The 19352-nt window shown below is 35.3% G+C and carries 19 protein-coding genes; 7 read left to right on the top strand and 12 right to left on the bottom strand.

The genetic code is table 11. From position 1 onward, the window contains the following. Positions 1 to 384: 384 nt before the first annotated feature. The 3 genes from tyrS to JUD45_RS00300 all read right to left on the bottom strand — a co-directional run bounded on the left by tyrS (position 385) and on the right by JUD45_RS00300 (position 4150). Complete coding sequence (gene tyrS, locus JUD45_RS00310; RefSeq protein WP_138727036.1) at positions 385 to 1641, bottom strand: tyrosine--tRNA ligase; 1257 nt, start codon at positions 1639 to 1641, stop codon at positions 385 to 387. Positions 1642 to 1943: 302 nt separating this feature from the next. Further along, positions 1944 to 2705 (bottom strand): DUF4811 domain-containing protein, encoded by a 762-nt coding sequence (locus JUD45_RS00305; protein ID WP_203619432.1) that lies wholly within the window; start codon positions 2703 to 2705, stop codon positions 1944 to 1946. Then, positions 2705 to 4150 (bottom strand): MDR family MFS transporter, encoded by a 1446-nt coding sequence (locus tag JUD45_RS00300; RefSeq protein WP_203619431.1) that lies wholly within the window; start codon positions 4148 to 4150, stop codon positions 2705 to 2707. Before JUD45_RS00300 ends, JUD45_RS00305 begins: the two co-directional genes overlap by 1 nt. Positions 4151 to 4325: 175 nt before the next feature. Here JUD45_RS00300 and JUD45_RS00295 point away from each other — a divergent pair, with 175 nt between their 5' ends. The 4 genes from JUD45_RS00295 (at position 4326) to JUD45_RS00280 (ending at position 7454) form a co-directional block, all read left to right on the top strand. Beyond that, positions 4326 to 4790, top strand: a complete 465-nt coding sequence (locus JUD45_RS00295) for a MerR family transcriptional regulator (RefSeq protein ID WP_138727039.1) — start codon at positions 4326 to 4328, stop codon at positions 4788 to 4790. Positions 4791 to 5000: 210 nt separating this feature from the next. Beyond that, entirely contained in the window at positions 5001 to 6218 is a 1218-nt protein-coding gene (locus tag JUD45_RS00290) for a glycosyltransferase (protein ID WP_138727040.1), read from the top strand. A gap of 2 nt (positions 6219 to 6220) precedes the next feature. Beyond that, complete coding sequence (locus tag JUD45_RS00285; RefSeq protein WP_138727041.1) at positions 6221 to 6532, top strand: hypothetical protein; 312 nt, start codon at positions 6221 to 6223, stop codon at positions 6530 to 6532. Next, positions 6522 to 7454: a polysaccharide deacetylase family protein gene (locus tag JUD45_RS00280; protein ID WP_225424299.1), complete on the top strand. Its 933-nt coding sequence runs from the start codon at positions 6522 to 6524 to the stop codon at positions 7452 to 7454. The genes JUD45_RS00285 and JUD45_RS00280 overlap by 11 nt, the downstream gene beginning before the upstream one ends. A gap of 47 nt (positions 7455 to 7501) precedes the next feature. Here JUD45_RS00280 and JUD45_RS00275 read toward each other — a convergent pair whose 3' ends face one another. The 4 genes from JUD45_RS00275 to JUD45_RS00260 form a co-directional block, all read right to left on the bottom strand. Beyond that, entirely contained in the window at positions 7502 to 8347 is an 846-nt protein-coding gene (locus tag JUD45_RS00275) for an IS3 family transposase (protein WP_060470979.1), read from the bottom strand. Positions 8348 to 8367: 20 nt separating this feature from the next. Next, complete coding sequence (locus JUD45_RS00270; RefSeq protein WP_203619430.1) at positions 8368 to 8856, bottom strand: helix-turn-helix domain-containing protein; 489 nt, start codon at positions 8854 to 8856, stop codon at positions 8368 to 8370. 129 nt (positions 8857 to 8985) lie between these two features. After that, positions 8986 to 9678: a 2,3-diphosphoglycerate-dependent phosphoglycerate mutase gene (locus JUD45_RS00265; RefSeq protein ID WP_034532690.1), complete on the bottom strand. Its 693-nt coding sequence runs from the start codon at positions 9676 to 9678 to the stop codon at positions 8986 to 8988. A gap of 70 nt (positions 9679 to 9748) precedes the next feature. After that, positions 9749 to 10795, bottom strand: coding sequence for an AI-2E family transporter (locus tag JUD45_RS00260; RefSeq protein WP_138727042.1), 1047 nt, complete (start codon positions 10793 to 10795; stop codon positions 9749 to 9751). Positions 10796 to 10943: 148 nt separating this feature from the next. Between JUD45_RS00260 and JUD45_RS00255 the strand changes: the two genes are divergently transcribed. The 3 genes from JUD45_RS00255 to JUD45_RS00245 all read left to right on the top strand — a co-directional run bounded on the left by JUD45_RS00255 (position 10944) and on the right by JUD45_RS00245 (position 14621). Then, positions 10944 to 12122, top strand: a complete 1179-nt coding sequence (locus tag JUD45_RS00255) for a class I SAM-dependent methyltransferase (RefSeq protein ID WP_203619429.1) — start codon at positions 10944 to 10946, stop codon at positions 12120 to 12122. 205 nt (positions 12123 to 12327) lie between these two features. Next, positions 12328 to 13419: a PTS sugar transporter subunit IIC gene (locus JUD45_RS00250; protein WP_138727079.1), complete on the top strand. Its 1092-nt coding sequence runs from the start codon at positions 12328 to 12330 to the stop codon at positions 13417 to 13419. Between the two features lie 92 nt (positions 13420 to 13511). Beyond that, the gene (locus JUD45_RS00245) at positions 13512 to 14621 is read left to right on the top strand and encodes a PTS sugar transporter subunit IIC (protein WP_438800465.1); all 1110 of its coding nucleotides are present in this window, start codon (positions 13512 to 13514) and stop codon (positions 14619 to 14621) included. A 54-nt stretch (positions 14622 to 14675) separates the two neighbouring features. Here the strand turns inward: JUD45_RS00245 and JUD45_RS00240 are convergent, their stop codons facing one another. From JUD45_RS00240 to JUD45_RS00220, 5 genes are all read right to left on the bottom strand, one after another. After that, positions 14676 to 15008: an AzlD domain-containing protein gene (locus JUD45_RS00240; protein WP_034532687.1), complete on the bottom strand. Its 333-nt coding sequence runs from the start codon at positions 15006 to 15008 to the stop codon at positions 14676 to 14678. 27 nt (positions 15009 to 15035) lie between these two features. Then, entirely contained in the window at positions 15036 to 15776 is a 741-nt protein-coding gene (locus tag JUD45_RS00235; RefSeq protein ID WP_081000358.1) for an AzlC family ABC transporter permease, read from the bottom strand. 288 nt (positions 15777 to 16064) lie between these two features. After that, complete coding sequence (locus JUD45_RS00230) at positions 16065 to 17438, bottom strand: D-alanyl-D-alanine carboxypeptidase family protein (protein ID WP_203619428.1); 1374 nt, start codon at positions 17436 to 17438, stop codon at positions 16065 to 16067. Beyond that, on the bottom strand, positions 17428 to 18636 hold the full coding sequence (locus tag JUD45_RS00225) for a sensor histidine kinase (protein WP_203619427.1): 1209 nt from the start codon (positions 18634 to 18636) through the stop codon (positions 17428 to 17430). Before JUD45_RS00225 ends, JUD45_RS00230 begins: the two co-directional genes overlap by 11 nt. Then, a complete protein-coding gene (locus JUD45_RS00220) occupies positions 18626 to 19315 on the bottom strand; it encodes a response regulator transcription factor (RefSeq protein WP_203619426.1) in 690 nt (229 codons plus the stop codon). Before JUD45_RS00220 ends, JUD45_RS00225 begins: the two co-directional genes overlap by 11 nt. Between the last annotated feature and the right edge of the window lie 37 nt (positions 19316 to 19352).

Below are 19352 nucleotides of genomic sequence, written 5' to 3'. Positions count from 1 at the left end.
TTTAATTCTTACAACCAAGTTGTAAGTTCCTTACACATCATCGATTATCAATCTTGTTCAGTTTTCAAAGATCTACCTTTTATTAACTTGTTGTCTCAATTGACAACTCATTAATCATATCATCTTATCAAAGCCGTGTCAACAACTTTTTTTAATGACATTTACGTCATATCAATAACGCAACTCATTTATAATATCAAATTAATGACATCGTGTCAACATGTTTTGAAAATTTAATCGGTGCTGATTTGTAATCATTTTTGATTACCTCTCTCAACAACAAATAATATTATGCCAGGTAAACCTAGTAAAGTCAACACTTCTTTACAAATTAAATAAAAAAGTAGGCTGAATTATCAAACCTACTTTTTGTGAGTCATTCTATTATTTAATTCTTGCTAAGAAGTACTTCTTCTTACCTCTTCTAACAACGACAAACTTACCGTCAAATGAAGTACTTGGGTCGATTTCAAAATCAACATCGTCAACCTTTTCTCCATTAATACGGATAGCACCGTTGCTTACGTCTTCTCTAGCTTGTCTTCTTGATGGTTCGATTGAAGTATCGTCTGCTAACCATTCAACAATGTTCTTCTTGTCCGCACTAACTTCAACAGAAGGCATATTCTTGAATCCAGTTTCTACTTCATCAGTAGTTAGATCTTGAACGTTTCCTGAAAATAATGCTTCAGTAATGTTTTGTGCTTCCACTACAGCATCCTTACCATGAACGAATTCAGTTACTTCTTCAGCTAAACGACGTTGAGCCACTCTCTTCCATGGTTCGTTCTTAACTTGTTCTTCTAGTTCTTCGATTTCTTCTTTGTTTAAGAAAGTGAAGTACTTCAAGTACTTGATTACATCCCTATCATCTGTGTTAATCCAGAATTGGTAGAATTCGTAAGGTGTAGTCTTTTCTGGATCTAACCATACAGCTCCACCTTCAGTTTTACCAAACTTTGTACCATCAGCCTTAAGCATTAATGGAATAGTTAAACCAAATGCCTTCGCATCTGCACCTTGAGTCTTATGGATTAGTTCGATACCACCAGTGATGTTACCCCATTGGTCTGCACCACCAATTTGTAGTTCAACACCGTTGTTCTTGTATAGGTGTTCAAAATCCATTGCTTGTAGAATTTGGTAAGTAAATTCTGTGTATGAGATACCAGTTTCTAGACGGCTTGATACGATTTCCTTGTTTAACATAGTGTTAACGTTAAAACGTTTACCGTAAATACGAAGGAAGTCTAATAATGATAGTTTTGAAGTCCAATCGTAGTTGTTAACGATTTGGAACTTACCATCTTCACCGAACAAACTCTTCATTTGATTAGTTAAGCATTCTTCATTGTGCTTAACTTGTTCCATACTTTGTAGCTTTCTTTCGGCCTTCTTACCTGATGGGTCACCGATTGAACCAGTAGCTCCACCAATTAGAATAACTGGTTTGTATCCAGCTAGTTGGAATCTCTTCAAAATCATGAATGGAATTAAGTGTCCAACGTGCATACTGTCACCAGTTGGGTCAATCCCTGCGTATAGACCGATTTTCTTTTCGTTTACTTCTTTCTTTAGGCCTTCAGCATCTGTTTGTTGATTAATGGCGCCACGCCATTGTAAATCATCGATAATGTCCATGTTTCTTCCTCCTAATAAAAAAGTCCCTGACAAATAAATTGTCAGGGACGAAATGTTTTTTGTTAATCCGCGTTACCACCCAAGTTATCGTACTAATGTACGATCTCTTTCAATCATTTATAACGAAATGACGCGTCCAATAATGGAAAGCTCTGTAGGTGTAATTCTTCAATGAGTTTGCCTAGTTCGCATTCCCACTAGGTTTCTGAATACACAAATCGCATTGAATACTGGTAACTACTTCTTAGCTTTATATTTAATAGATACTATCATAATAATCAGCAAAGAAATAAAAGTCAACACTATTTCACTTGGCTTAGCTTTTGCTTGATTTCAGGCATCATCTTTTGGATAGCTTCAGCCTGTGTCTTCTTAGTAAATTCAGTGGTTGCCTTCTTAACTAGTGACTTTTGTTGTGCACTTGTCATCTTAGGATTCTTCATCATTGCCGCTTTAACTTTCGCTTGAACGTATTGTTCAGCTGCCATCTTCATTTGAGCTTGTTGTTCTTTACTTGGCTTCAACGATGATTGCATCTTCTTCAATTCGTTTACTTGGTTTTTATTTAAAACCATCCAGCTCTTTGGAATGTAGAAGTAATTAACTGTCTTTACTCTAGTTGGTTTTTGAGCAAGTCTAAACCATAAACGGTTAGCACTTGAGTTGTATTCATATTTAACAGTCTTAGTAACTAACTTAGCTTTATTACTATTAATAGTAATAATCTTATTTTCTACCTTATCGGTACTAGTTGTTGTTGGTTTAGTAGCCTTGTCATCAGAACGGTAAACAACAACCTTATCTTTGCCAGATGTTCCTGGAGCTTGTGCAATAATGAAAGGTAAATCATTGCTGCCAACAGGAGCTAGCTTAGAAGTCTTTTCATAACTAACCTTGTGCATTCCATAATGATCATGGAAGTTAATAGTAATGAAGAAAGTGGATAGGATAAATAGCACTGCAAAAACAACTGAGGTAATCACGTGCAATACTTTATGGTTAGTTAATAGGTTAAAACAAATAAAGAATAGGAATGCAGTAATGCATAATACAAATAAAATCATTATTTATTTACCCCCTTTTTGTTGTCATGTAGCCAGAAACTAGCAATGAATCCAACTACGATAAAGAATGCAGCTACCCAGAATGCAGCATGGTAACCACTTAAAGTAGCATTAATTGCTGAGTCCTTGTATGCCAATGGATCTAGTTTTAGTAATGACTTAGCTGGCATGTTGCTTGTTGTTACGTTTGATAGGATTGAAACCAATACGGCTGTAGCAATAGCAGCCCCAACTTGTCTTACAGTATTGTTAACTGCAGTACCGTGGTTAATCTTGTCATCAGGTAATGCATTCATACCATAAGTAGTTGAAGGCATCATAACAAGAGCCATACCAAATGTTCTAACAGCGTATAAGATAATAATGTAGGCAATTCCTGTATCTGCGGTAATGTATGCGAATGGCACTGTACCGAAGAATAGTAGAATCAAACCAGTAGTGATTAGTTTCTTAGCACCATGTTTATCAAAAATAGCTCCGGCGAATGGAGAAACAACCCCCATCATCAATGCACCAAGCAATAGACTTAGACCTGAATGGAAAGCATTCATACCACGAACAATTTGTAGGTATAAAGGTAGAACCATTTCAAAACCAACTAGGGCCATCATTGTAATTGATGAAAGAACAGTTGCGATTGAGAACTTAGCTGACTTGAATACTCGAACATCTAAGAATGGCTTTTCCATTACTAATTGACGCCATACAAATAATACGATGAAGATTGCACCAATGATTAATGTTGAGATAACTGTTGTGCTACCCCATCCATCAGTACCAACTTCTGAGAAACCGTATAATGCACTACCAAAACCAATAGTTGAAAGAATTAATGACAATACATCAATCCTTTCCTTATTAGTAGGTAGAATTGGGCGCATGTAGTATAGACCTAATAAGATCACGATTGCGACGATTGGAATAATGATTCCAAACAAATCACGCCAACTGTAGTTAATTAGAATCCAACCTGATAAAGTAGGTCCAATTGCTGGAGCTAATCCGATAACGACACCAGATAGTCCCATGGCAGCACCACGTTTTTCAGGTGGGAAGATTCTAAGCATAATAGTTTGTAGCAATGGCATTGTAACACCAACACCAAGAGCTTGAATTAAACGAGCTGCTAACAAAGTACCAAAGTTAGGAGCGAAAAAAGCAAGTACAGTACCTGCTTCAAAAACTGTCATTGCTCCTAAGTATAACCATTTAGTGTTAACACGGTTTGATAACCATGCACTAACTGGGATTGCAATCCCGTTAACCAACATAAATCCAGAAGTTAACCATTGAACAGTTGAAGTGCTAATGTCAAAGTCTTTCATTAATGTAGGAAACGCAGTTGCTAAAATTGTTTGATTTAAAATAGTACAGAAAGTACCAACCAATAAAATCACAACAAGCATGATCTTGTTGTATGATTTACCGTTTGCATCTACATTCATAATCTAACCCCTTTTCGTTAATATTTTTGTTTTCTCTATAAATTTCGACAATAACTAATATACATCTGACATTTTTCTTTGTCAACAAATTTGACAAAGATATTAAAAAATATATAATGATTATTGATTATGTAACATCACTTAAGAAAATTTAAGAAGAAAAGGATGTGACACAGTGGAAGAACAATATAGTAAGGAAGACATTCAAGACTACTCCAGTCGTATTCATAAGCTAATGCAAGATCTTGATCTATCAATTGGAATTGGTGGATTATCTCGAACTTGTAATGTGCCACAAAGTAAGATTAGATATTGGGAACAAAAAGGATACATCCATTGCCAAAAAGGCGATAAAAATACAAGTCATCGTTACCCTTATTCATCGATTATTAAGGTAGAATTAATTAAGTCATTTTTAAACTCTGGATATACTCTTGCTAAGGCAGCAGAAAAAGCAGAAGTATTTGATAAGACTGGCAGTCTACTCCACAGAATCGCAAAGCAGCGCTTTAACTGCATTGACATGGTAGATGAACGTCCAGCAATCGACATGGGTCCCCTAAAAGAAGATTCTGAAAGACATGTCTATTTTGTCGACTATGACGGCAATTTAGAGGCGCAAATTATTAAGAAAAACTAAAAATGAATTCCAAGTATGGAATTCATTTTTAGTTTGTAATAATATTGAAACAATTGAGGCTCATAGCTTTGATATCTCAGTAATTTTAATTTATAATTAAGTATGATAAATATATGGTTTTTAGAGTCATACATATGAACAAAACGCTAAAATATCTTATTGTATTCTAATATCTTATTTAGTGGTCCTTAAAGGAGGAATTCATTTATAATGTGGTTTTTAGATATAATTAACGATTTCATTATCGGATATCCAATTGTTGTGTCAGCAATCTGGATTGTCGGGGCTTTGTATTGTAACATTTACCACCGCTCTGAAAAATTCGCTAAAGTGGATGGATCTGAATTAGTATCAATCCTAGTTCCCGCTCATAACGAAAGTGATACGTTAAACGAAGCGATTTCAGCAATTTCAAACATTGACTACAAGAACTTTGAAGTTGTTCTAATTGATGATAAGAGTGATGATGATACATTAGATATTATGTACAAGTTGCAAAAGCAATATGCTAGTCAATTCAATATCAAAGTCGTTCCAATTGATGTAAACCAAGGTAAGGCTAACGCCATGAACCAAGGTTTCAAAGTTGCCGAAGGTGAATACGTTGTCGGTATCGATTCCGATTCACTACTTGCCGAGAAATCAGTAACAGAATTAGTTAAAACACTTAAGTCTAACAAAAAACTTGGTGCCGTTGCAGGTAAACCAGTTGTTAGAAATAGAACCACTGTATTAGGTCGTTTACAACTTCTTGAATACATCGGTGTTATCGATATCATCAAGAAAGCTCAATCATACCTATACGGACGTATCAATACCGTTTCTGGTGTTATCGTTGGTTTCAGACGTGCAGCACTAGAAGATGTTGGTGGATGGCATACAGATGTTATCACCGAAGATATTGATATTACCTGGAGAATGTACCGTAAAGGCTGGAGCGTTAGTTACCAACCTTCCGCTATTTGTTGGATTTTAGTTCCAGAAAACACAAAGAATTTAATCAAACAACGTCGTCGTTGGGCTCGTGGTGGTATGGAAGTTATTGCTAAAAACAAAGACCTTCTACTACACGGTTCAATCACTCAAAAAGCTTTAATGTATGAAACAATTATTAGTAGTGCTTGGGCTGTGTTAACTGCTTTAAGTACTATCTCTTATTTCTTCAACCTTCTATTAATTCATGAAGTTCAATTAGATGGTGATGTTTTATTAGTACTTATCATTGTAAGTATTTTGCAATTCTTCATTGGTTTCTATGGTTCACATGAAACCGCCCTACTAAGTTTTGTAGATTTACTATTAATTCCTGCATACATCGTTTACTACTGGATGGTTAACTTAATTTCATGTATCTTGGCACTAGTTTCATTCTTCCTAGATCCTGAAAATGTTGGTACCTGGAGCAGTCCAGACCGGGGGGTAAAATAATTATGAAGAAAGATTTGAGAAAAGATTACGAAACATTTGTAATTAGAAAAGAAATCAGTCCATTAAGACGTCTAGTTCACTTCATTCTATTCGCCGCCTTGTGGATTTATGTTGTCTTCGTTTTAGTTGTTAACTTCGCTTTTCTATTTGGATTCTACAGTGATGATTTCGTTAGTTTCTACCTATTATTAAACTTAAACTACGTTCTATACATCAAACTATTAATTGCAATCGCTGGATTAATTATCATCACTGCAATATACTCAACATTTAGATTATTTTACTTACGGAGGTTAAACAAAGATGTCAAATAAGAATCAAAAAATGACAAGAAAACAACGTAAGATTATTGTTATTATTCTAGCAATCATTTTGTTCGTAATTATGTCATTCACTATTCACAGATCTGTTGAATATGATAAAGGTAGTAGTGAATACTACGGATTGTCTAAACAAGAAGAAAAAGCCAAAAACGGTATCTTGGTATTTTGTTATCACCGTATCTTAAAGAACAACTTTGGTGTTAACGTTTCAAGGACCCTATCAACAAACTCACAACTTCATGACTTCGATGTTCCAGCTAACGAATTCAAAGAACAAATGGAATTCTTACACAAGCACAACATCAAAGTTATCTCTGGTGCTGAAATGGTTAAAATGACAAATTCAAAGAAACCAATCAAAGGTAAGTACGCCGTATTAACTTTTGATGATATCGATAGAACTACTATTGATAACGCTATTCCAATCATGAAGAAATACAACTATCCATTCACTACCTTCATTATTACTGGTAATACTGGTAGATACCGTGAAGGTACTCAACTAGCTACATGGAAACAAATCCATGTAGCAAGACAAGAAGCTGGCAACCTAATGACTATTGGTGTTCACACCAACAACATGCATTACCTAACTTCAAACTTAATTCCAGTGTTTAACCTACCTAAGAACTACGATCGATTTACAAAAGACTTTGTTAAATCTAGACAGGTGCTAAAGGCACACACTGGTATTTACGCTGATTCATTTGCCTACCCTTACGGTGGTGGAACTCCAAGAATTTCACAATTCTTATCAAGACAACCTCATTTAGGTTGGGTTGGTACTCTTGATTCTGGTACTGTTTACAACCACGGTAACGGTAATCACACAGATCCAATCTACACACCTAGAATGATTATTAATACAAACAGTTGGCCAAGTATTAGAGAATGGTTTCTAAAGAAAGGCTAGCCAAAATAAAAAGACATATGACCTGAACCCCTAAAATTGGAGGATGGTTATGCAATTTTCTGGGAGGAATTGATCCGGTATTCAACCGGTGACATTCCTCCCAGTTTTTGTTTTATACGATAATTGTTGTAATAAGATATATATTCCTTAACCGCCTGGTTAAGGGAATTATAATCTTTAAAATTATTGTTATGAACAGTGCCGACCTTTAACTGATTAAAGAAACTTTCTATGCATGCATTGTCTAAACAAGTAGCTTTTCTACTCATACTTTGAAAAACTTTATTACTTTTTAAAATGTTGATATATCTACCGTTTTGATACTGAAATCCTTGATCTGAATGAATGGTCATTCTGTAACTGGTTTTGGGACGTAGTCCCATTAATTTATTTAATGGAGAAACTATAAAATCAACGTTTGGATGTAATCCTATATTCCAAGAAATTATTTCACCGTTGTATAAATCCATAAAGGCTGTGAAATAAGCTCTTTCTGAGGTTGTTTTATTTCCCCATCTAAGTTCAGTAACGTCTGTAACTATTTTTTGATATGGTCGATCTGTTGTAAATCTTCTTCTTAGTCTATTACTTGCGACCTTGCCGCAAGTTCCTTTATAAGAATTATATTTTCTAATTTTTCGTTTATAACTATCACATAAGAGTCCTTCGTTCTTCATGATGCGAAGGACTTTTTTGTGATTAATATTATATCCTCGGCGTTTCAATTCAATAGTTACTCTTCTATATCCGTAATCTTTAAATTTATTTCTAATAACTTTAATCTCACTGATGACCTTTTGGTCATCAACTTCGTACTCACGTTGACACGCATCGTAATAACTACTACTAGACATCTCGGCAATATCTAATAACACAAATAATGGAACGTTCATTTCTCGCCTTAACTCATTTATTATTTGCGCTTTTTCTTTGTTGGTGATTTTTTGCTTTGAATCAAGGCGTCCAATTTTTCCAAGTATGCAACCTTAGCTTGTAAGTATGTTACTTGTTGTTCAAGTTGCTTATTCTTTTCTTCCACTGACATATCTTTATTATTTTTCATTTTGGGCGGTCTTCCTTTAGGTTTATTTAGGCGACCTTCAGCTGCTAAGCGTTCCCATTGATATATCACAAAAGGAGCACTTATTGCGAAATGCCGTGCGGCATTTGTTAACGATTCATGATTTTTAAGTCGCCAATTTATGACCTTTATTTTAAATGAATATTCATAATATGTCTTTGTATTTTTTGAGAAATATTCAATTCCAAATTGTTCAACTTTCCTAATCCATTCATAAAGGGTCGCAGACCCTTTGATACCGTACTTATTAATAATTTTTGTAAATCCTAAACCATTATAATAATCTTTAATGGCAGCTAATTTTAATTCTTTAGAAAACATAAAAGAACCCCTTAGGTTAGATTTCTCCAACTCAAGGGGTTCAGTTCAATACGAATTTATCGTATGCCTTTTTTTATACCCTTTTTTATCAAATAAAAAAGCCCTCAAGAGAGGACTTCTTTGATGTTATTACTTGTCTAATTTAGTCTTGTTTTGAACTTCTAGCTTATCGTTGAATTCGTAAACTACAGGTTCACCAGTCTTCATTTCAAGATCCATGATGTCGTCATCAGAGATTCTTTCAATGTACTTGCTTAATGCACGTAGTGAGTTACCATGTGCAGCGATAATAACGTTCTTGCCGTCTAATAACTTAGGAGCAATTTCGTCAGCCCATAGAGGCATAACACGTTCTAGAGTAACCTTTAGGTTTTCACCACCAGGGATTAAGTTAGGATCTAGGTCCTTGTAACGACGGTCATTTACAGCTGAACCTTCGTCATCTGCACTCAATAGTGGAGGTAGAGTGTCGTATGAGCGACGCCAAATGTGAACTTGTTCGTCTCCGTACTTTTCAGCAGTTTCTTTCTTGTTTAGACCTTGTAGACGACCGTAATGACGTTCGTTTAGTCTCCAAGTCTTAGTTTCAGGTACCCATAGTTGGTCTGATTCTTCTAAGGCGTAGTGTAAAGTCTTGATAGCACGAGTTAGAACTGAAGTATATGCGTAATCAAATTCTAGTCCTGCCTTCTTAACTAATTTACCAGCTTCTTTAGCTTCTTCTACACCCTTGTCGCTTAAATCAACATCTTCCCAACCAGTGAATTGGTTTGAAAGGTTCCATTGACTTTGTCCGTGACGGATTAATACAAGTTTTGACATAGGTCGAAAACCCCTTTCTATTTCTTAAATCAACAATACTATTTTACATCAAAAGTAAAAAATTTACATCCTATTTGACAATTCTCTTTATATTTATTGTCTTTTTATTATCACCCTTCACTCCTAAAATTTCTAGGAAGAAAGCTAAAATTGGTACGGAGACGATTAATCCCCAAGTTCCGAAGATTTCTTCACCAATTAGTAAGGCACAAAATGTATAGAAAATTGGTAATTCTGTTCTAGAAGACATCAACTTTGGATTCAAGATGTAAGCTTCTAGGAAGTGGACAACAGCAATCATAATAATTAAATAGATGATGTACTTAAATCCACCAACAGAATAACCCACAATTGATAAAGGTACCAATGAAATGATTACACCTGCAACTGGCACTAAACTTAAGAAGAAAATCATAATTGATAAAATTACCAATTGTGGAATTCCCATGAATGCCATAATTAAGGTAGTAAAGATAGTATTAAATAAAGCGATCAAGAATTGTGCTTCCAATACAACTCCAAAGGTCTTGGTAAATGTCTTAGCAAAGTAGTAAACATCTTGGAAGAACCATGAAAATTCTGCATTCAAGAAACGTTTACTAAATTCACCCATTGATTTTTCTTCTAATGTAAAGAAGAAACTCAAGATTAGAGATAAGAAGAATGTTACCCCCATTTGACCTACACTGGATACATATTGAAGAATAATTGAAAAGCTCCCCTTTACTTCGCTTAAGAAGTTAGAACGATGGATGAACTGAACAATCATATCTTTAATTTGAGTTGTACCATGAAGGTTATTTGGATCTTCATAGAAATCAATAATGTGTTTTGATGCTGTAACTGCTTGATCGTAAATTACTGGTGAGTAAATTGCGACCGCACTTACTACCCCAGCAATGAATAGTAGATAAGTCAAAATGACTAATATGGGCGCTGGAATCTTAATAAATCTTCTGATAAAGCCCACCCATTTGGTGACTAGTAATGAGAAGATAAAAGTTAGTAGTAGCATACTCATCATAGAGCGCATTAGATATAAAACAAAGATTATAAAAATCAATACACACCAGCGTCTTAATTTAACGTTGGCTAAAAATTTATCCCATAGTTTCATAATTCACCCCGCTATTTAGTTATGTTCTAATTATAACATTTTACGTTATAAAAAATAATCAAATTAGTCAGTGTCTTTACTTACATAAAGTACCCTCATAAGAGTATAATGGATTCGTGGTTTTATTAATAAAGAAAGGACTGTTCTCATGTTTGAAAAAACTTTTTTTAAAACATTTTTTAAACACGGATTTAATGAACCAATCCAAGTAAATTATTGGGACGGCAAATCTGAAAAATATGGTGATGGTGAACCTAAGGCTACCATTACTATGAAAGAACCAATTCCAATCAAGGATATTAGAAAAAATGCTTCTATCGCATTGGGAGAAGCTTACATGGACGGAAAAATCGACGTTGACGGAAGCATCGAAGACCTAATCGTTTCTGCTTACCAAAAATCGACTAGTTTTATTCGTGACCATAAATACATTAATTTCCTACCTAAGCAAAATCATAATGAGTCCACAAGTAAAAAGGACATTCAAAGTCACTACGATATCGGTAATGACTTCTACAAGATTTGGTTAGATAAGACAATGACCTATTCATGTGCTTACTTTGAAAATCCTGACGATGACTTGTACGATGCTCAAATGCAAAAAGTACATCACATTATCAAGAAACTAAATCCTAAGCCAGGTCGTACCCTATTAGACATCGGTTGTGGTTGGGGTACATTAATGCTAACTGCTGCTAAAGAATACGGACTAAACGTTGTCGGTGTTACTTTAAGTCAAGAACAATGCGATTACGTAAATGATCAAATTGAAAAATTTGGTTTACAAGATCAAGCTGAAGTTCGTTTACAAGACTACCGTCAACTAGGTGATGAACATTTTGATTACATCACTTCTGTTGGTATGTTCGAACACGTTGGTAAAGAAAACCTAAATGAATACTTCTCATGCATCAACAAATACCTAAAGGACCACGGTGTTGCTTTGATTCACGGAATTACAAGACAACAAGGTGGAGCCTACAACGGTTGGATTAACAAGTACATCTTCCCTGGTGGATATGTTCCTGGTATGACTGAAAACTTAGATCACATCATCAACAATGGTCTTCAAATTTATGACCTAGAATCATTAAGAAGACACTACCAATACACATTGGAACACTGGGACAAGAACTTTAACGAACATATTGATGAAGTTAAAGAAGTTATGGGTGATGACGAACGCTTCTTAAGAATGTGGGACTTATACCTAAAGACATGTGCTGGTTCATTCAAGGCTGGTAACATTGATGTTATGCAATACTTAATCTCAAAAGGTCCTTCAGGACAAGAACTACCAATTACTAGAGATTACATGTACAAATAAACAATAAAATCATTTAAAAACATCGGTGAAAAAATTTCACCGATGTTTTTTTATACAATTTATCTTGACATTCATTTCTTAATTGTGGTTTAATTATAAAAATTTTAATTAGTTTCTAATCTAATTTTAATTTTATAAAAAATACTTTTTTAAGTAAGGGAGTTGATTCAATATGATAAATGCAACAAAAGACGATTCACCTCAGATGAATGCTGCGAATCTTGCACACGTAAGCGTTAAGTCTGGGTTTAAGGATAGTGTATATTTAGTATTCAATGGGGTGTCTAATGCGATTTTAGTCACACTAGGTGTTGGTTTATTATTAGGTGCTATTGCTAACTTTGTCCACTGGACTGCTTTAGCCGAAATTGGATTAATTTGCCAATACTTAATGGCCCCAGCCATCGGTGCTGCCGTTGCGTCACAATTAAAAACTAATACTTTGGTATTATTTAGTTCAATGATTGCCGCAACAGTAGGAGCAAATAACGTGTTCTTTACATCCGCTGTAACGAACGCCGTTACTGCTACCGGACACGTATTACCTCAACCAGCAGGATCAGCCGTCTTCATGATTGGTCAACCTGTTAGTGCATTAGGTGGCGCTGTTGTCGCCACAGTCGTTGGTAAATACTTAACCGGTAAGACACCTTTGGATATGTTTTTAGTACCTTTTGCAGCTACATTTGTAGGTTGTGTTGCGGCCTTAGGTTTCGCAACCGTTACTACACCTGCTCTTGTATGGTTATCAGGTGTAATTGCCAAGACAATGGTTATTAACCCATTTGTTGGTGGATTAGTAATTTCAGTCGTATGGGCAATTTTCCTTATGACCCCTGCTTCATCAGCAGCATTAGCAATTGCTGTTATGTTGGACCCGGTATCATCAGGAGCTGCATTATTAGGAACTACAGCACAATTCGTATCATACACAGTGATGTCATTTAGAGAAAATAAATCAGGTGCAAACATTGCCCAAGGTTTAATTACTCCTAAGGTTCAATTCGGTAACATTACAAAGAACCCATACATCGCCCTTCCAGGAATTGTCTCTGCTGCAATTATCGGACCAGTTGGAACATTAGTATTTCATTTCTCAGTATCATACAAGATTGCTGGATTAGGTTTGAACTCACTAATCGCTCCAATTACCCTTGCTTCAGAAAGTATGCCAAAACTAGCTATCTATGTAGTCTTGGGTGTAGTTGTACCAGCTGTAATTTCAGTGGTACTTGGTAGAGTTCTAAAGGCTGCTCATAAAATTAAAAAAGACGATATGAAAATCGATCTTGTCTAATCATTGAAAAGTACTGGCGGTTATCGCTAGTGCTTTTTAGTATATTTGCGGCCCGGTAGAACTTAGTTTTCTATATAAGGGAGTGGATTCAAATGATTGATGTAGCAAAAAAAGACGCCCCACAAATCGATATGGTAAAACCTTTAGCTTCCATCAAAGAAAATATCTTTTTGGTTGTTACTGGCGTCTCAAACGCGATTTTTGTTACGCTGGGTATCGGAATGTTGATAGTTGCCATCGCCAACTTAGTACACTGGTCTGCGCTATACCAGATTGGTGTAATTGACCAGTTACTAATGGCCCCCGCTATTGGTGCTGCCGTTGCACATCAGCTAAAAACCAATACGTTGGTAATGTTTAGCTCGATGATTGCCGCAACGGTTGGTGCCAACAACGTTTTCTTCACAGAAAAAACAATCAATGCCGTCACAGCGACAGGTCATTTGCTATCTCAGCCTACCGGGTCATCAGTATTTATGATTGGACAACCAATTAGTGCTTTAGGTGGTGCTATTATCGCTACACTTATCGGTAAGCACTTATCAGGTAAAACACCATTGGATATGTTCTTAGTACCCTTTTGTGCAACAATGCTGGGATCAATAATTGCGTTAGGATTAGCTGCAATCACAACCCCTGCTCTAGTATGGGTATCAAAGGTAATTGCAAAAAGCATGATTGTAAACCCAATTGTCGGTTCAATTACAGTCGCGTTAGTCTGGTCAGTCTTTTTAATGACACCAGCATCATCTGCGGCACTGGCGATTGCTATTATGCTAGATCCACTATCTTCTGGAGCGGCGTTACTTGGCACTACTGCTCAATACATTTCATATACAGTAATGTCTTTTAGAGTAAACCGTCCTGGTGCCAACATTGCTCAAGGCTTGATTACGCCAAAGGTTCAATTTGGTAACATCACCAAGAATCCGTATATTTTAATTCCTGGTATGGTATCATCAGCGATTGTCGCCCCAATTGGAACATTATTATTCCATTTTTCAACTACTTACAAACTAGCTGGTCTAGGGACCAATTCATTAATCGTCCCCCTCACCTTTGCTAGTCAAAGTCTATCAAAACTAGCAATTTATATTGCACTAGGTATTCTCATGCCATCCATTATCTCAGTAACAGTCTTAAAAATTTTGAAGGCGTGTCATAAGGTAAAAGACGATGATATGAAGATGCATATCGTATAAAACAAACTAAAAAAGCACTGGTCAATTGACCAGTGCTTTTATTTTATTCTTAATTTAAATAAATACTGCTAATACTAACACAGCAGCTAATCCCAAAATAACTGATAGCGCCATTGATCTTGTCCAATAAGCAATAATAAATACGATTAAGGCAGCTACTAGTTCGGGTGCTTTTCCTGATACCGATAAGGTATATGATGATGTGATACATAGGTCCTTAACAACCAATGAGGTAAATAAGGCAATCGGTATGTATCCCATCCATTCGTTAAACCACTTAGGAATCTTTCTTGTTCTAAAGAAAGCTAGTGGGACGAATCTAGGGATAAAAGCAACCACAAAACATAATATAATCAACCAAAAATGTTGAGTTGAATTCCATTCCATAGAATATCTCCTAATCCGTTTTTAAAGTTATTCAGTCTCTTCTTCTTCATCAAACTTATCTTCAGGGGTACCCGCAGGGTTCTTAAATAAGCGAAGCAAGCGATTCTTCTTGTACTTTTCATAATGGCTTCTAATCCATGATTCAACGAAGAATCCAACGAATGAAGCTAACAGAGTTGAAACGACTAATCCTAAAGTGGATTTCATCAATAACATGAATGCAATTGCCAATACAATTGTTAATAAGATAATTAACACCTTTAGTAATGACTTCATTTGCATAACGATCATATAGATAAATAATGCAGTTAGCGCAAAATGAACAACTGTTAGGTTAATTGAAAGTGATGAACCAACTAAACTACCAATAATGGTACTAATGGTCCATACAACCAAAGCATAGTGTTCAATTTGCAAAGCATCTTGAGCAGTAAACTTCTTATCAGTTGATAGTTTCAAATAATTTACAGCGTATGTTTCATCATTCAATGAAACTGCAAATAACACAGTAAACCAAAATGACTTACCTTGTAAATATTTAGAAATACTGGATCCTAATAATGCATATCTTAACTCTAGGAAAAACATCATAATCACAATTGATAATAATGGTGAGTTAATGGTTAACATGGAAGCAATTAAGAATTGCGCACCACCAGAGAAAACCATTAATGATACTAAAGCTGTTAATAAAGTATTAAATCCAGCTGCATGAAGTAAAATACCACATGCAATTCCAATGGGAACGTAGCTAATATTCAAAGGCATTGCCGTCTTCAAGTTGGTTAGCCAGCGCGGTTCATTTGGATTTGGTACTTGCTTTGTCAAATAATATTCCCCCGTTTAAAAACAATAGGTCTTAATTTTCAACGATTTGTAAACAGTCAGATAAAAATCAAACTTTACTTACTATTATAACGCAAAATAGTTTATTTTATCTAACTTATTTACATAATTTTAATAAAACATCATCATTTTATTAGTATAAACACAGTGAATATACTGTTTGGTCAATGTTTGCAATAAAAAAAGAGTTATCATTTTAATAACTCTTTTTTAGAACAAACTGGCAATCCATCTTCCGAATCTAACGAAAATGTTAGGTTTATCTCCATCATGATTAGCGATTAAATCAATTTTTTGAGATACACCCTTCATGTACTTAACGTTGGAAACTTTAGCTGTGGCAATCTTATCACCCTTATCAAATCCAGCATCAACGCTTGATCCATCGGCATATTCACCAGTTGATTTGATATCTTTAATATTTAATTTTTGCTTCTTAGTTAACCATACGCCTTCGGTAGTTGAAACAGCTAAATCAACTGAATTGTTCTTGCCGTTTTCAACCTTAATCTTACTGGCATTTCTACCGTTAGTGGCATTCTTCACGGTTTCACCATGAGATAGCTTAACGTAGTGATACTTAGCGTACACATACTTCATAAGTTTTCTGGTTTGGATAAAACGAGCTGGATCGTATTGCCCAGAGTTAGGAACTCCCATTACTACGGTGATGATACGGTGACCATTCTTAACCGCCGTTCCTGTAAAGCAAGCCTTAGCAGTATCGGATGTCCCGGTCTTTAGACCATCAACCTTGATGTCAGGTAGTTCTTGGCTTCTACCCTTAATCATCCAGTTCCAATTTAACATTGTTTGACCGTCAAATTTGGTTGTATTAGCTGAAGTGGTCTTTAAAATATCTGGGTAGTATTTCAAAATCCTCATTGCTAATAGTGCCATGTCTCTGGCGGATAATTTGTTTTCAGCATCAGCTGAAACGCCTTTAAAACCTAGTGATCCAACCTCCCCGTTGGTTAGACCACAAGCCGTATAAATCTTGGCATCGGTAATGCCAATCTTCTTAGCTTCCTTACGCATCAATAATGCGAACTTTTGTGTACTACCAGCAACACCATATCCTAATGCCATGGTAGCGGCATTTTCAGAATAGATGGCAGTCTGGTAAAGTTGTCTGATTGTGTAAAAATGACCCAATCGCAATTTAACATTAGCATAACTACGATTAACACTTAGATTGTGAAGTGCTTTGTTAATCTTAACCCTGTCATTCCAATGAATTTTACCTTCTTTGATGTACTTCAAAGTTACATATAAAGTTAATATCTTACTCATTGAAGCCGTTGGTAAAGATTCATTGATATTTTTTGCATACAATACTTGTCCAGTTTGATAGTCAATCGCAATAGCTGATTTAGCAGTTAGTGTTAGTGGTTGGTTCGTTTTTAATAACTTATCAACCTCTTGACCTAATTCCTTACTACGCTGAATGGTAACAGCTTTTGAAGTATTGGAATCAGAAGAAGTTGTCGTGGTAGTTTGAGCACTTGCTGTTAAAGGCATTGTAATGAATATAACTAATGCAATTAAAGCAATACTAAGCTTGGAAACAAGCTTACTTTGCATTATCGATAACCTCCTGTTGCCCTTCTTCGGTTTTGGTTGGTGTTAATTTATCACCATGTTTAATTGGTAGATGGAGTGTAAACGTTGTTAATTCATCATTAGATGCAACTGAACAATAACCACCGTGGATATTAACAACCTCGTATACAATTGCTAATCCAAGTCCGGTTCCCCCAGTTGACTTATTACGTGAGTTTTCGACACGGTAGAAACGATCAAAAACATGTTTAATTGATTCTTCAGGAATCTTTTCACCATCATTAGAAACCTTGATTTCTAATTCCTTTTCATTGACACGGAAACCTTCAACGTAAATGTTGTGACCGTCATGACCATACTTCAAGGCATTGTTTATTAAATTGTTGACAGCTCTAGCTAAGTCTATAGGACTACCATCAATTACTAACTGGTCGAAGTTGGTCTTACTATGCATTTGCATATCCTTTTCGGCCATTTCTAAATCAAATCCAGCAGCGATTTGATCAATCATTGCTTTCATTTCAATTTTTCTAGTGTTTAGCTTACTGTAATCTTTATCAGTAATTTTTGTGTATTCAAATAAATCATCGGCCAAAGTCTTCATTTGTCTAGCTTTTGAATAAGCGATATGAACGTACTTAGCCAAATCTTCTTCACTTGTGTATTGTTTATTTTCAATCAAACCTAAATAACCAATGATAGAAGTCAATGGTGTTCTAATATCGTGGGAGACATTAGAAATCAATTCATCCTTTGATTTTTCTGTCTTTAGTTCTTCAGACATTGAATGAATAACATTATTAACTAATACATTAATACTTTCAACGATTCTTTGATCATCACCGATTAGCTTATATGGAATTGTGTAATCGAAATTACCATCCGCGATATAGTGCAAATCGTTGATAATATGTTGCTCTTGAATACGTTTATAATGCATGAACAAACGAATATACAACACAAACATATCCAATGCAGCAATCATAACTACAAATCCATTGCTCCAACTCCATAGTTGGATATGATTTCCTGCAATTAAAGAGTTACCAAAGCGGATTAACTGGTTACGCCAATCCGGATGGGTTGTGTAATACACCTCTGTTGCAAAGAAAACCAAGAAATTAACTAACAATATAAATAAACTAGTTAGAATAGCATCTGTCACTAATCCAATTCGTTCTTTATGTGTTAACTTGATTGATTTACTATTATTCTTCATTGATTCTGTATCCTACTCCCCAGACAGTTTCAATAACCTTCTTACCATCTGTAGCTTCTTCTAGCTTATCACGTAAGTGACTTACGTGGACCATAACTGTCTTAGCAGAAATAATACTTTCTTGGCGCCATACTCGTTCGAAAATTTCATTAGCAGAGTAAACACGACCAGGGTGACTTGCTAATAAGTATAAAATACCAAATTCAATTGCGGTTAATTGAATTGATTTGCCATCACTAGTTTTTACTTCGTGAGATTCACGATTAATAGTTAAAGTAGCAACGTTTAATACTTCTGGTTCTCCTACGACAACCTTATCAGTGTATCTTCTTAAGATTGAGTGCATTCTAGCCATTACTTCAAGTGGATTAAATGGTTTTGTTATGTAGTCATCAGCACCACCAACAAGTCCTTCAATCTTATCAATGTCTTCTGTCTTAGCAGATAGAATCATGATTGGTAAACTAATTTCTCTTCTTACACGTTTTAATACTTCGAAACCAGACATTTTTGGCATCATAATGTCTAGAATCATAAGTCCAATATCACTGTTTTTTCTTAATTCTGTTAGGGCGGCTTCACCATCATTTACAATGACAGTTTCGTATCCTTCGTTTCGTATGTAAATCTTTAATAATTCAGCAATTTCTTGATCATCGTCTACTACTAAAACTTTCATCGAGACGCCTTCTTTCTTTTCGTTTATATAGTTTTAT

This window comes from Apilactobacillus nanyangensis, assembly GCF_016861915.1.
Lineage (GTDB): Bacteria > Bacillota > Bacilli > Lactobacillales > Lactobacillaceae > Apilactobacillus > Apilactobacillus nanyangensis.
This window is presented reverse-complemented; position numbering and strand designations above follow the sequence as displayed.

Bases quoted from the DNA above. Each gene is read 5' to 3' on its own strand.
- tyrS (WP_138727036.1), bottom strand. From the start codon at position 1,641: ATGGACATTATCGATGATTTACAATGGCGTGGCGCCATTAATCAACAA.
- JUD45_RS00305 (WP_203619432.1), bottom strand. From the start codon at position 2,705: ATGATTTTATTTGTATTATGCATTACTGCATTCCTATTCTTTATTTGT.
- JUD45_RS00300 (WP_203619431.1), bottom strand. From the start codon at position 4,150: ATGAATGTAGATGCAAACGGTAAATCATACAACAAGATCATGCTTGTT.
- JUD45_RS00290 (WP_138727040.1), top strand. From the start codon at position 5,001: ATGTGGTTTTTAGATATAATTAACGATTTCATTATCGGATATCCAATT.
- JUD45_RS00285 (WP_138727041.1), top strand. From the start codon at position 6,221: ATGAAGAAAGATTTGAGAAAAGATTACGAAACATTTGTAATTAGAAAA.
- JUD45_RS00280 (WP_225424299.1), top strand. From the start codon at position 6,522: ATGTCAAATAAGAATCAAAAAATGACAAGAAAACAACGTAAGATTATT.
- JUD45_RS00275 (WP_060470979.1), bottom strand. From the start codon at position 8,347: ATGAACGTTCCATTATTTGTGTTATTAGATATTGCCGAGATGTCTAGT.
- JUD45_RS00270 (WP_203619430.1), bottom strand. From the start codon at position 8,856: ATGTTTTCTAAAGAATTAAAATTAGCTGCCATTAAAGATTATTATAAT.
- JUD45_RS00265 (WP_034532690.1), bottom strand. From the start codon at position 9,678: ATGTCAAAACTTGTATTAATCCGTCACGGACAAAGTCAATGGAACCTT.
- JUD45_RS00260 (WP_138727042.1), bottom strand. From the start codon at position 10,795: ATGAAACTATGGGATAAATTTTTAGCCAACGTTAAATTAAGACGCTGG.
- JUD45_RS00255 (WP_203619429.1), top strand. From the start codon at position 10,944: ATGTTTGAAAAAACTTTTTTTAAAACATTTTTTAAACACGGATTTAAT.
- JUD45_RS00250 (WP_138727079.1), top strand. From the start codon at position 12,328: ATGAATGCTGCGAATCTTGCACACGTAAGCGTTAAGTCTGGGTTTAAG.
- JUD45_RS00245 (WP_438800465.1), top strand. From the start codon at position 13,512: ATGATTGATGTAGCAAAAAAAGACGCCCCACAAATCGATATGGTAAAA.
- JUD45_RS00240 (WP_034532687.1), bottom strand. From the start codon at position 15,008: ATGGAATGGAATTCAACTCAACATTTTTGGTTGATTATATTATGTTTT.
- JUD45_RS00235 (WP_081000358.1), bottom strand. From the start codon at position 15,776: ATGCCTTTGAATATTAGCTACGTTCCCATTGGAATTGCATGTGGTATT.
- JUD45_RS00230 (WP_203619428.1), bottom strand. From the start codon at position 17,438: ATGCAAAGTAAGCTTGTTTCCAAGCTTAGTATTGCTTTAATTGCATTA.
- JUD45_RS00225 (WP_203619427.1), bottom strand. From the start codon at position 18,636: ATGAAGAATAATAGTAAATCAATCAAGTTAACACATAAAGAACGAATT.
- JUD45_RS00220 (WP_203619426.1), bottom strand. From the start codon at position 19,315: ATGAAAGTTTTAGTAGTAGACGATGATCAAGAAATTGCTGAATTATTA.